At 39.2% G+C, this 13,355-nt stretch carries 13 protein-coding genes; 7 read left to right on the top strand and 6 right to left on the bottom strand.

Features of this window, described 5'->3' with window-relative positions; translation table 11 throughout:
• Positions 1 to 139 precede the first annotated feature (139 nt).
• From ugpB to GWI68_RS02010, 5 genes are all read left to right on the top strand, one after another.
• A complete protein-coding gene (gene ugpB / locus GWI68_RS01990; protein ID WP_166539221.1) occupies positions 140 to 1,444 on the top strand; it encodes a sn-glycerol-3-phosphate ABC transporter substrate-binding protein UgpB in 1,305 nt (434 codons plus the stop codon).
• Positions 1,445 to 1,506: 62 nt separating this feature from the next.
• Positions 1,507 to 2,391: a sn-glycerol-3-phosphate ABC transporter permease UgpA gene (ugpA, locus tag GWI68_RS01995; protein ID WP_166539222.1), complete on the top strand. Its 885-nt coding sequence runs from the start codon at positions 1,507 to 1,509 to the stop codon at positions 2,389 to 2,391.
• Positions 2,391 to 3,239 carry a sn-glycerol-3-phosphate ABC transporter permease UgpE gene (gene ugpE, locus GWI68_RS02000; protein ID WP_166539223.1) on the top strand — a complete coding sequence of 283 codons (849 nt, stop codon included), beginning with the start codon at positions 2,391 to 2,393 and terminating at the stop codon, positions 3,237 to 3,239. Before ugpA ends, ugpE begins: the two co-directional genes overlap by 1 nt.
• Before the next feature lies 1 nt (position 3,240).
• Entirely contained in the window at positions 3,241 to 4,341 is a 1,101-nt protein-coding gene (locus GWI68_RS02005) for a sn-glycerol-3-phosphate import ATP-binding protein UgpC (protein ID WP_109409232.1), read from the top strand.
• 493 nt (positions 4,342 to 4,834) lie between these two features.
• Entirely contained in the window at positions 4,835 to 5,587 is a 753-nt protein-coding gene (locus GWI68_RS02010) for a M48 family metallopeptidase (RefSeq protein WP_072069806.1), read from the top strand.
• A gap of 50 nt (positions 5,588 to 5,637) precedes the next feature.
• On the opposite strand, the gene GWI68_RS02015 is transcribed toward GWI68_RS02010, so the two are convergent.
• A complete protein-coding gene (locus tag GWI68_RS02015) occupies positions 5,638 to 6,108 on the bottom strand; it encodes a MarR family transcriptional regulator (RefSeq protein ID WP_166539224.1) in 471 nt (156 codons plus the stop codon).
• A 118-nt stretch (positions 6,109 to 6,226) separates the two neighbouring features.
• On the opposite strand from GWI68_RS02015, the gene GWI68_RS02020 reads away from it, so the two are divergent.
• Positions 6,227 to 7,414 (top strand): MFS transporter, encoded by a 1,188-nt coding sequence (locus GWI68_RS02020; RefSeq protein WP_166539225.1) that lies wholly within the window; start codon positions 6,227 to 6,229, stop codon positions 7,412 to 7,414.
• Between the two features lie 11 nt (positions 7,415 to 7,425).
• Positions 7,426 to 7,833, top strand: coding sequence for an aspartate 1-decarboxylase autocleavage activator PanM (gene panM / locus GWI68_RS02025; protein ID WP_166539226.1), 408 nt, complete (start codon positions 7,426 to 7,428; stop codon positions 7,831 to 7,833).
• Positions 7,834 to 7,884: 51 nt separating this feature from the next.
• Here panM and GWI68_RS02030 read toward each other — a convergent pair whose 3' ends face one another.
• The 5 genes from GWI68_RS02030 to ftsY form a co-directional block, all read right to left on the bottom strand.
• The gene (locus GWI68_RS02030) at positions 7,885 to 9,048 is read right to left on the bottom strand and encodes a glycerate kinase (RefSeq protein ID WP_166539227.1); all 1,164 of its coding nucleotides are present in this window, start codon (positions 9,046 to 9,048) and stop codon (positions 7,885 to 7,887) included.
• Between the two features lie 94 nt (positions 9,049 to 9,142).
• Positions 9,143 to 9,997 carry an RNA polymerase sigma factor RpoH gene (gene rpoH, locus GWI68_RS02035; RefSeq protein ID WP_166539228.1) on the bottom strand — a complete coding sequence of 285 codons (855 nt, stop codon included), beginning with the start codon at positions 9,995 to 9,997 and terminating at the stop codon, positions 9,143 to 9,145.
• Between the two features lie 364 nt (positions 9,998 to 10,361).
• On the bottom strand, positions 10,362 to 11,339 hold the full coding sequence (gene ftsX / locus GWI68_RS02040) for a permease-like cell division protein FtsX (RefSeq protein WP_109409227.1): 978 nt from the start codon (positions 11,337 to 11,339) through the stop codon (positions 10,362 to 10,364).
• Positions 11,332 to 11,997: a cell division ATP-binding protein FtsE gene (ftsE, locus tag GWI68_RS02045; RefSeq protein ID WP_023583735.1), complete on the bottom strand. Its 666-nt coding sequence runs from the start codon at positions 11,995 to 11,997 to the stop codon at positions 11,332 to 11,334. The genes ftsX and ftsE overlap by 8 nt, the downstream gene beginning before the upstream one ends.
• Before the next feature lie 5 nt (positions 11,998 to 12,002).
• Positions 12,003 to 13,355, bottom strand: a 1,353-nt coding sequence (gene ftsY / locus GWI68_RS02050; RefSeq protein WP_166539229.1) for a signal recognition particle-docking protein FtsY, incomplete at its 5' end; no start/stop codon positions are given.

Consider the following 13,355-nt stretch of genomic DNA (forward strand, 5'->3'; position numbering starts at 1 on the left):
AATCATTTATGACAGCAATTTGACAGTCATGCCATCAATAACTCTTCACTTAATTGTCACCCATTTGTCATAAATAACATTTAGGGTAATTCGCAGATTAGATTGCACCTTTAACTCTCGATTTAAAAGGAAATACTGCATGTCGATAAAATCAATAACGGGCCTTGCTGTTGCGATGACACTCTTTGCTTCACCTACACACGCAAAAACACAAATTGAATGGTGGCATGCTATGGGAGGAGCGCTTGGTCAGAAAGTTAATCAAATCGCTTCTGATTTTAATGCAAGCCAATCTGAATATGAGATAAAGCCTGTTTATAAAGGCACTTATGCTGAAACTATGACCAGTGCAGTAGCTTCGTTTCGTGCTAAAAACCAACCTGCTATTGTGCAAGTTTTTGAAGTCGGTACAGCCAGCATGATGGGTGCTAAAAAAGCCATTTATCCTGTTTATCAATTAATGGAAAAAACCAACGAGCCTTTTGATCCTAATAGTTATTTATCAACTGTCACTGGTTATTACACCACTAGCGACGGCAAAATGATGTCATTACCCTTTAATAGTTCAACACCTGTACTCTACTACAACAAAACACTCTTTAAAAAAGCAGGTATAGAGCAGCCACCAAAGACATGGAAAGAGATGGAAGCAGTATCTCAAAAACTGCTCGATTCTGGTGTTAAATGCGGATTTACCACCACATGGCAATCATGGACACAAATCGAAAACTTTGGTGCACGCAATAATTTACCTATTGCGACAAAAAATAATGGTTTTGATGGCTTAGATACGACGTTTCTATTTAATAAATCCCCTTTCGTTGCTCATATTCAACAAATGGCAGATTGGTCTAAATCAGGTATTTTCAAATATGGCGGACGCCAATCTGATTCAATGCCTCTATTTTATACCCAAGAGTGCGCCATGGTGATGGAATCATCCGCCGGTTTTGCTGGTATTAAAGAGAATATGAAAGGCATTGATATTGGTGTTAGCCAATTGCCTTATGACGATACGCTTGTACAAAAACCCGCAAATACCATTATTGGTGGAGCTTCGTTATGGGTTATGTCAGGGCGCCCAGATGCAGAATATAACGGCGTCGCCAAATTCTTCACCTATCTTTCAAGTCCTGAAGTTCAAGCTGACTGGCACCAAGCTACAGGTTATCTTCCTGTTACTAAAGCCGCTTACGCATTGACACAACAACAAGGCTTTTATCAGCAAAATCCAGGGGCTGACACCGCAATATTACAAATGACAACCTCAGAACCGACTGCAAACTCTAAAGGATTACGCTTTGGTAATTTCTTACAAACACGCGAAATTGTTGATGAAGAATTAGAAAAAGTATGGTCAGGAAAACAGAGTGCTCAAGCTGCATTGGATAATGCTGTCACACGTGGAAATGAGCAATTACGCCGTTTTGAACGTACTCAATAATCATATTTATCAGGCGAGCTTAACAGCTCGCCTTCTGTTTTTATCGATTTACTGGATACTGTATGGCTTCTCAATCCATTTATTTTAAACAAAAATGGTTACCTCTAGCGCTGATTTTTCCTCAACTGGCTATCACACTTATCTTTTTTATTTGGCCTGCTGGGCAAGCTTTCTTTCAGTCATTTCAATTAGAAGATGCGTTTGGCCTGAGTAGCGAGTTTGTTGGTCTCGAAAACTTTCAGCGTTTATTTAGCAATAGTTACTATTTTGACAGTTTAATCACCACATTGATTTTTAGTATCAGCGTTGTCTTTCTCTCTATGTTATCTGCGCTTGTTTTAGCTGGCATTGCTGAGCAAATTTTACGAGGCAAACTGTTTTATCGTACGATCTTAATTTCACCCTATGCCATTGCGCCAGTTATCGCGGGTTTTCTTTGGTTATTTATGCTTGATCCTACGATTGGCGTATTAAGCCAATTATTAAAACAAATAGGCATTAATTGGGATCCCGTACTGAATACACATCATGCTATGTGGATGGTGATTTTAACTGCGACATGGAAACAAGTGAGTTATAACTTTTTATTTTTTCTCGCTGCCTTGCAATCTGTGCCTAAATCACTATTAGAAGCAGCCGCTATTGATGGCAGTGGGCCTATTAAACGCTTTATCACAATAAGCTTTCCGCTTATTTCACCGACCACTTTTTTCTTACTGGTAGTGAATTTTGCCTACGCCTTTTTTGATACTTTCGCCATTATTCATGCCATGACACAGGGTGGCCCCGGAAGTAGCACATCAACATTAGTGTATAAAGTCTATAACGATGGTTTTGTAGGATTAGATTTAGGCTCTTCAGCCGCACAATCCGTTATCTTAATGTTTATTGTCGCGATATTGACCGTGATCCAGTTTCGTTATGTTGAAAAAAAGGTGGCTTACTGATGGTTGAACGCAGACCTTTATTTCACGCTTTTTGCCACTTAATCCTCATTGTTGGCATTCTTTCTGTCGCATTTCCTGTATGGATAGCGCTTGTCGCTACAACACATCAAAATACCGAATTTGCCACAGGATCGCCTCTTTGGTTCGGCACTGAAGGTTTCAGTATTTTTAAAACCCTATTGTCACAAGCGGGTACAACGCAAAATAGTGCGATTTCAATTAACAGTATGTTGTTGAATTCATTAATCATGGCATTAGTGATCACTATCGGAAAATTAATAATTTCAATTTTATCAGCCTATGCTGTTGTATTTTTTCGCTTTCCGGGCCGTATGCTTGCCTTTTGGACTATCTTTTTTACATTAATGCTGCCTGTTGAAGTTCGTATTATGCCAACATTTGAGGTTGTTACTAACCTTAATATGCTGAACTCTTATGCAGGACTAACCGTTCCATTAATTGCCAGCGCTACTGCTACTTTTTTATTTCGGCAATTTTTTCTTACTATCACCCCAGAGCTTATTGAAGCAGCCAAAATTGATGGCGCGGGTCCGATAAGATTCTTTTTCACCATCTTACTTCCTCTTTCACGTACTAATATAGCCGCCTTGTTTGTTATCACATTTATTTATGGCTGGAACCAATATCTTTGGCCAATGCTTATCACTACAGATACCCACTATTACACTATTGTGATGGGTATTAAACAGATGGTTGCGGTTTCCGATGGTGTTATTGAATGGAATAAAATTATGGCAACCACATTAATTGCGATGTTGCCTCCTGTCTTTATCGTCATTCTGATGCAAAGAGCCTTTGTAAAAGGCTTTATTGATACGGAGAAATAACATGACAACCGTCACTCTTACTGATTTAGAAAAGCGTTATCCAAATGGTCATCAAGCTATTTCAAAATTAAATCTTTCTATTGAGCAAGGCGAAATGGTGGTATTAGTCGGCCCTAGCGGTTGTGGTAAATCGACATTACTGCGAATGATTGCGGGATTAGAAACCATTACACAAGGTGATTTACTTATTGATAATTTGCGTGTTAATGAACACGAACCCAGTGAGCGTGATATCGCCATGGTTTTTCAAAACTATGCTCTTTATCCCCATATGTCGGTTTATAACAACATGGCATATGGCTTGCGTAATCGAAAAACACCAAAAGCAAAGATTGAAGAACTTGTCACAAATGCAGCTCAAATGCTGGAAATCAGTCATTTACTTGATAGAAAACCTAAAGAGTTATCAGGTGGGCAACGACAACGTGTGGCAATGGGCAGAGCCATTGTCCGTAAACCTAAAGTCTTTTTATTTGATGAGCCACTCTCTAACCTTGATGCAAAATTACGTGTACAAATGCGCCTTGAGATAAAAAAGCTACAACGAAAACTCTCCACGACTTCGATCTATGTTACTCACGATCAAGTTGAAGCTATGACATTAGCCGATAAGTTGGTGGTGCTAAATCAAGGAAATATAGAACAAGTAGGTACACCGTTAGATATTTATGAAAGCCCTGCTTCCGTATTTGTTGCTACTTTTATGGGTTCTCCTGCAATGAATATTTTAGACACTTCCATTAATCATGGTGTAATTGAAATCGCTGATGGGCACATTGCTGTTTCATCTCAGCACCTTCCTTATCAAGCAATTAAATTAGGTTTACGCCCTGAACATTTACTTATTAGCCGCCAGCATCCTATGTTCCATGTTGATGTTGAATTTATTGAAGCATTAGGTGCTGATGTTTTAATTTACGCCACAACCTGTGATAAACAAAAACAACCCGTTGTTATTCGCGCACCGAACGATCATGGTGTTAATATTGGCCACAAAATAGGTCTTACTATTCATCCTGAAAACCTACATTTCTTTGATGAGCAAACAGGAAAACGTATTAATCGTCCTTTTATGATCATCAGTGAATTAATGGTTTCATAAAATATTGATACCATTTTTTCATTTTCAGTTTAATCTGAATAGCGATGTGTAGAGCATCGCTATTTATTAAAAATAAAGCAATAAATATCAAAAATATAAACTTTGTCAGAATTAAACAAATAAAACCCGCACTAAATGCAGTGTTATTTTGATAATATTCCAAATAAATAAAAAACAACATCACTTACACTTAAAGTAAGTACAATTAAATGTTTTATATAATATTTAACCAACAAAGCTTATCTTTTTAAACTTAGCCTACCAATTAATTATCTTAATTTTAAACAAGTTAAATTTATTAATCCGTTTTTTCATCATGTTAAGGAAAGAAATAATAATACATTTTTACTGAGAAAAGAAAAAACATATATTTAGATAATATTTTTTTCATAAAATGCCTATATTGCACCAATAGATAAGCACTGTTATTCTTCTGCTCGAATTTGATCTGCACTTATATAAACTGCCAAGCAGAAAAGGACTTAATTAAAAAATGAAAATTAAATTACTTGCTACAGTGATGGTATCAGCAGCACTACTCTCTGGTTGTCAAAACCTCAATACCGATATGCTGACTAAATCAGGAACCCAACTTTTCCAAGCTGCAACATTAAGCGATGATGATATCAAAGCACTCACCAATGATGCATGTAAAGAGATGGATGCCCAAAATAAAGTCGCTCCAGCCAATAGCACTTACACCAAACGCTTGAATAATATCGCTAAAGCGTTAGGTAGTGAAGTTAATGGCACTCCGGTAAATTACAAAGTTTACATGACTAAAGATGTGAACGCATGGGCTATGGCTAACGGTTGTGTTCGTGTTTATAGTGGTTTAATGGACATGATGACTGATAACGAAGTTGAAGGCGTTTTAGGTCACGAAATGGGTCATGTTGCTTTAGGCCATACCCGTAAAGCAATTCAAGTTGCTCACGCAACAGTTGCAGCACGTACTGCAGCAGCATCAGCGGGTGGCGTTGCCGCACAATTAAGCAGCTCACAATTAGCTGAAATGGGTCAGAAATTAATTAATGCTCAATTCTCACAACATCAAGAAACTGAAGCCGATAATTTCTCTTATGATCTGCTAACAAAACGTGGCGTTAATACAGCAGGGCTGGTTACAGGTTTTGAGAAGCTCGCTAAATTAGGTGGTGGTGATTCAAGTATGTTTGATTCTCACCCACCATCAAAAGAGCGTGCTGATAATATCCGTAATCGCATCGCTGCAGATAAAAAATAATGACCTTGCCCCTATATCTCATGATATGGGGGTTTTCTTTTCAGGTTTATTTATTGCGACTGACAAAAACTATCCACAACATCGGTAAAAAAGCGTTTAATCGCCTGCTTTTCTTGCTGATCATATTGCTCAAATAGCGCAGACCATTTAGCTTGAGATTGTTGATGCAACACCTCATGAGCATGAAAAAGACGCTCTCCCTCAGCAGTTAAGATAAAAAATATTTCTTTTTGATTATCTGCCAACTTTATTTTTTCAATAGCCCCCTTTTTTTGTAAGCGGCTACAAATTTTTGAAACAGCCCCTCGAGTCATCGCCATATATTCACTAATAGTCGTCAGATTTCTCATGCTCTCCTCACCAATACAATGAATAACATGTAACTCTGTAAGTGAATAATTCTCTAATCCCTTCTCTTCTAATACTTTTTTATGCTCCTCATTGACATGTTCATCTTTAAGATGCAAGAAATCACTTAACCCTTTTAGCAAGTCTTGTGTTGTTACATTCTCTTTTGTCATTTTGTTTCCTTGGAAAAAATATTTAAAAAATAGTACCAAAAGTATTTACAACAATCAAAATATCGCTATTATCTATTTTGTTTCCACGGAAACAAAATAGATAAAGAGAGGCAATATAATGAAATTATCAATCCGCAGTTTGTTTTATCTCGTTTGCTTTAGCGCACTATTAGGCTCTTTAGCACAAAATATTTATACCCCTGTACTTCCCTTGATCCAACAGCAATTTAATACCACGCTATCACTGGTTAATCTGACGGTATCTGCATTTACTTTTGCTATGGCTGTTATGCAACTATTTTATGGTTCATTGATCGATAAATGGGGAAGAAAGCCAATTTTACTCAGTGGATTAGCAATTTCTATTGTGGGTGCATTGGGTTGTGTTTGGTCTGACTCTATTGGCTTATTGATTTTTTGGCGTGTGATCCAAGCTATCGGTATTGCGGCCATTCCCGTGGTTGCAGCAACTATTCTTGGCGATCTTTATCAAGGAAACGATCGCGCAAAAGCAATGGGATCGTATCAAATGCTATTAGCACTAGCACCAGCTTGTGGCCCTTTATTAGGTGGATATTTAGCGCAACATTATCAATATCAAGGCATTTTTATTTTATTGGCTGTTATCGGTATCCTATTACTGACCACACATCTCTTTTATTTACCAGAAACACGTCCAGAACAGAAGGAAACCTTTAAAAGCTTATCAGCAATGCAACAAGTGCTGATGGCACCTGAGGGTAAATCTGTATTTGTCATGAGTTTTATGGTGTTTTATAACTATTTTTGTCTACTGGTTTTCTTACCCTTAATTGCCTTTCATCTCTATCAACTTAACAGCACTGAAATAGGTGGATTATATATGCCTATGTCAATTGCACTTATCTTAGGTAGCTATCTTTACCGTAGAATTTGCCATCTATTTAGCGCTGAATATGGTGTGATTATTACCTCTTGTATCAACCTGACTATGTTGACGTTATTTGCACTCTTTTGGCAAATCTCATTACCTATCATGCTTGGCTTAACTGTGTTATATGGGCTTTCTTTAGGCTTAACCATGCCAACGCACACTACATTATTAACAAGTTATTTTGGCTCGATGAGAGCTACTGCAATGGGGATTTATAACTTTATTCGTTATTGTGGAATGGCTGCTGGCCCTATGATTTCGGTCTATTTTGTGACTGACAATAACTATGAGTATGTCTTTTATTCTTGTGTGATCTTAACGAGTTTGGCATTGTGTTTCACCATTAAGACCTTAATGTCTTCATTAAAAGAAAAAAAACAAACTGCAAACTAACAGGATATTTCATGAAATTAACTATTGAAAAACTGGCACAGCTCTCTGAACAAGACCATATTGATTTAGGCAAAATTTGGCAAGATACACGTTACCAATCAGCTCTAACAAATGAGATCAACAACGAGAATGTACTCTTTGTGGCAAGATTTAACGAACGATTATTAGCCGCTTGCTGGGTTAAACTATCGGATGAAAAAGCTGTTATCTCTGATTTTATGGTCAGAGAAGTGACACGCCGTCGCGGTGTTGGACATTATTTACTGACACAATGCTTATCTGCCTATCCTGATATTCACCATTGGCAGGCAATAAGCTTATCAGCGGAAGAAAACGGGTATGATATTGCTCATGCTTTTTTAACACATCATCAATTTAGTGCATCACCACAATCTGATCTTTATGCTCTCAATATTTGATAACGTTCTTATTCTAAATAATTCAAGTTGTAGCTAGGCGACAAGTGAATATTAGTCAACAACGCTACAACTTGAAGTATGACGAGAACGAGTAGTATAAAGTCTAGCTACATTATAAGCCGTCTCACTCAGATTCTTTTGCGCATTATGAAGTGCATCATCCAGTGTAGAAACACCCGGTACAATAGAGAAAACAGCATCAATTCCCTGCTGATGAACAACATCATAATCAGGTAGATAGCCACCGACTAAGGCAATGACAGGAAGGTGATATTTTTTAGCGAGCAGAGCAACCCCTATTGGCGTTTTACCTTGTGCCGATTGGCTATCCATTCGACCTTCACCGGTTATTACCAAATCCGCATCAATAAAATATTTCTCTAATTCAACCGCTTTGGCAACCAGTTCAACTCCCGGCGAAAGCGTTGCTTGCGTAAAGGCAAGTAACGGTAACGCCAATCCACCCGCCGCACCACTTCCAGCAATATTAATAAGATTGTGTTGTGTCATTTTCTCAAGATAAGTACCAAAATGATGTAAGGCTTTATCAAGTTGCGCAATATCATCTTTGGTCGCTCCTTTTTGAGGACCAAAAATAGCTGATGCTCCTTTTTCTCCACACAACGGATTTGTTACATCGCAAGCAAGCTCAATTTCAATATTTTTTAGTTTAGGGTTAAGAGTCGTGATATCAATAGAGTGAAGTTGTGCTAATGCCAGCCCACCAAAGGGCAAAGATGTACCAAACTTATCTTTGAGACCAAGCCCAAGTGCTTGCATCATACCTGCACCAGCATCATTTGTAGCACTTCCACCTAATCCCAATATGATTTTTTTAACGCCCATTTCAAGTGCAGCATTAATTAATTCACCCGTACCATAACTGGTCGTTAAATTGGGATTGCGTTGAGATGAGGGAATAAGATGAAGACCAGAAGCTTGTGCCATTTCAATCACGGCAGTGGTGTTATCCCCTAAAAGCCCCCAAGTTGCGGTCACTTGTTTACCTAAAGGTGAACATACTTGTGTCGATATAAAATGGCCTTGCGTTGCATCCACCAGCGATGTCACCGTTCCTTCGCCGCCATCAGCCATAGGAATACAACAATATTGCGCATTGGGTAAATAACGTGAAAAACCTTGTTTTATTGCTGTTGCAACTTCTTTCGCACTTAAGCTTTCTTTAAATGAATCAGGGGCAATAACTATTTTCACGTTATATTCTCCAGACAATAAAAAAGCGATATTTTCATATCGCTTTTATAACATACTCTACTTTATGAGAGCGTGTACATGATCTGAAATGTGATTAATCTTCAATCGCTAAACGCAATTTCTTCATCGCATTTTTTTCTAATTGGCGAACACGCTCGGCAGATACACCATATTTTGTCGCCAAATCTTGCAATGTCGATTTGTTATCATCATCTAGCCAACGGGCACGAATAATATCTTGGCTACGTTCATCAAGAGTTTCAATTGCTGACGTCAGTTTATCTGTTGCATGATTATCCCAGTTATCTTCTTCAATGCCGTCGGCAAAGTCTGAAGACTTATCTTCTAAGAAAAGTACTGGAGCAATAGGATGTGAGTCATCACTATCATCAGCTGACATATCAAATGCCATATCTTGTGCTGACATTCGTGATTCCATTTCTCGGACATCACTTTCTGACACGCCCAATTCTCTTGCGACTAATTCCACTTCGTCTTGATTAAACCAACCTAAACGTTTTTTATTTTTTCGCAGATTAAAAAACAGTTTACGTTGAGATTTCGTGGTTGCGACTTTCACGATACGCCAGTTACGTAGCACATATTCATGAATTTCTGCTTTGATCCAATGTACGGCAAAAGAGACCAGTCGGACACCCACTTCTGGGTTAAAACGGCGCACCGCTTTCATCAGACCAATATTACCTTCTTGGATAAGATCAGCTTGTGGTAAGCCATAACCTGAATAGCTGCGAGCAACATGAATAACGAAGCGCAGATGTGAAAGGATAAGCGTTCTTGCTGCATCCAAGTCACCATCGTAATGCAGCCGTTCAGCGAGTTCCTTTTCTTCCTCTGCGGTTAACATCGGATAGGAATTGGCTGCACGTATATACGCTTCGATGCTGCCTTGCGGAACCAATGCTAAGGATTGCATTTCTTTTGTCATTCAAATCCTCATAAAAATCAAATAAATAATTAAGATTATTACTGTAAGGGAAAACAGATGAGCCTTATAAATATAGCTTAAATAGGAAGTCAGTTAGGTTTTTTACGATGTGTTTTTATCATAACGACTATTTGACCAGCATAAAGATTAAAGGTTCATCTCGCATCTATGTTTACATATCTTTGTACTTTTCTATGCAGAAGCAAACATGATCGTTAGCTTGTCCCTAGAAAAGATTGCGAGCATTATTATGCCAGAGACGGGGCGTTGATAAAATGGCTGGGTGACGATATTAACGCAACCCAGCCTGATAAAAAACATTATCTCATTATTTAGAAGATAAGTATAAAAGTGCTCTAATTCATTATTCTGGTGTAAATTGACGCAAATGCTGCATTGTCGTCAGCCATGCAGCAAGCCAACCGATGGTCATCGCTACGAGTATAAGAATAATTGACTCATCAAATCCTAATCCTGAAATGGAAAAAGAAGTCCCAAATACCGTTGCGGCTTGAGTTACCACATCAGAAAGTTTCCACACTAATAGAGCAGAAAAAATCAGGGCAAACACAGCGCCAATAAACCCGAGAATTAATCCCCAATTCAAGAAAGGCCGCATAATAAAACCATCGGTTGCACCAATAAGTTTCATAACATTAATAGTATCGCGACGACTGAAAATATTGAGGCGTACACTGTTGCCAATCACCAATAACAGGGCGACAACCATCAATGAACCAATCACCAAGGCAATTTGCCCTACTAATGAAGTTAACGTTGAGAGCCGAGCAAACCAACTGTCATCCATTCTGACTTCATCAACGCCGGGTATTTTCGCCACGGTATCACGCAAATTCACCATCAATTGTTGATCACTTGGCTCCATAACAGGAGTCACAATTGCTACCGCAGGCAGAGGATTCTCTTCTAACATATCTAACGCACTGCTAAAGCCGGACCAAGAACGGAATTCCACCAGCGAGTCTTGGCGTGAAAGATAGTTCACCTCACTCACTTTCTCTAGGGCTTCTATTTTTTTGATCGTGGCTTCAGCTAATGAATCATCAAGAGATTTATCAAGATAAACGGTTAATTGTGGAGTGGGATACCACTGCTCAGCCGCAGTTGAAACATTTTTCCACACAATATAAAAGATGCTAGGTAATGTTAATGAAATGGCGACTACCATTACCGTTAGAAAAGAAGAAAGTGGTTGGCGCAAAAAGTCAGCCATGGTATTACGCCATGCATAACGCCATTGTTCACGTCTTCCCCCTTTTAGTGCCTTGGTTTTTGCACCTGGCGTTGGCATTGATTTACGGGAACTTTTTGCTTTAGCCATTTTGTCCTCCCACCATTCTGCCTTGCCCTAATGTAAGAATGCGATAATTTCTGCGTTCAATCAAAGACATATCATGTGTTGCCATTAACACCGTAACACCAACACGATTAAACTCTTCAAAAAGACGCATGATGCCTTCTGAAAGCTCACCATCAAGGTTACCCGTTGGTTCATCCGCAAGTAAAACCGTTGGCTTATTCACAACAGCGCGAGCAATACCTACACGCTGTTGTTCACCACCAGAAAGTTGGATAGGATAATTTTTAGCTTTATCCAAAAGCCCAACTTTATCTAAAGCGGCAGAAACTCTGCGTCGAATATCCTCTTCACTTGCGCCAGCAATAATCAATGGAAGAGAGACATTGTCGTAAACCGTTCTGTCCATCAATAAATGGTGATCTTGGAAGATCATCCCAATTTGACGACGCAAAAAAGGGATCTCACTATTTTTCAGTCTGCTAATATCATGTCCAGCAAACCAAATAGCGCCATCACTAGGACGTTCTATTCCACAAATTAACTTAAGCAATGTACTTTTACCGGCACCAGAGTGACCCGTTAAAAAAGCCATTTCTCCAGGACGAAGATGGAAATCAACACCCTGTAATGCTTGTCTTCCACCTAAATAAGCCTTGCTGACGTGTTCGAAGCGGATCATTACAACTACTCCTCGCGGGCAAACAGAGCCTCAATAAAATCGTCGGCCTTAAACGGACGTAGATCTTCAATACCTTCACCTACCCCGATATAACGGATAGGTATACTAAACTGATCGGCAATAGAGAAAATAACCCCCCCTTTTGCTGTACCATCGAGTTTAGTCAATGTTAATCCAGTTAGCCCAACTGTTTCATTAAAGAGTTTAGCCTGGCTCACTGCATTTTGTCCGGTACTTGCATCTAACGTCAGCATCACTTCATGTGGTGCTTCTTCGTCTAATTTCTTCATAACACGAACGATTTTTTTCAGCTCTTCCATTAAATGGGATTTATTCTGCAATCGTCCTGCGGTATCAGCAATAAGAACATCGACACCTTTTGCCTGTGCTGATTGAATTGCATCAAAAATCACAGATGCAGGATCAGCGCCTGTATGTTGTGCGACAACAGGAATATTATTGCGCTCACCCCAAACTTGTAACTGTTCAACAGCGGCGGCACGGAAGGTGTCACCTGCTGCTAACATGACAGATTTACCTTCAGCTTGGTATTGTCGCGCTAATTTTCCGATTGTGGTTGTTTTACCCACACCATTAACTCCGACCATCAAAATAACAAAAGGTTTTTTACCTTCAATATTTAATGGTTTATCAACTTTCGTTAAGATCTCGCCCATCTCTTCACGTAATTTGCCGTAAAGGGCTTCAGCATCTTTAAGATCTTTATGTGTTGCGTGTTTGGTCAGGCTGGTGATAATTTTTGTAGTGGTTTCCATTCCCACATCAGCAATTAAGAGTTGCTCTTCTAACTCTTCAAAAAGCTCATCATCAATTTTCTTACCACGAAATAGACCAAGAAATCCTGAGCCTAAGTTCTGGCGAGTTTTTAGCAAGCCTTTTTTCAGTCGGCTAAAGAAACCTTCTTTTTTAGGTTTTTCTTGCTCAACGACTTTATCTGCAAGCACTTCTTCGCGTAAAGATTCAATATCTTCTGCTTCTGCTTGCGCAATAGCGAGACGTTCGTTTTCTTCTTCTTGCGCTAAACGTTCCTGCTCCACACGTTGCGCTTCTAAACGTTCTTGCTCTGCTTTAAGTTCCGCTTGGCGCTGGGCTTCCTCTTGCGCAAGGCGTTCAGCTTCGGCTTCTTGCGCTAAACGTTCCTGCTCTGCACGTTGCGCTTCTAAACGTTCTTGCTCTGCTTTTAGTTCCGCTTGGCGCTGGGCTTCTTCTTGTGCTAAACGTTGAGTCTCTGCTTCTTGCGCTAAACGTTCCTGCTCTGCACGTTGCGCTTCTAAACGTTCTTGCTCTGCTTTTAGTTCCGCTTGGCGCTGGGCTTCTTCTTGTGCTAAACGTTGAGT

Origin of the sequence: Proteus sp. G2669 (assembly GCF_009915245.1) — a bacterium.
GTDB lineage: Bacteria > Pseudomonadota > Gammaproteobacteria > Enterobacterales > Enterobacteriaceae > Proteus.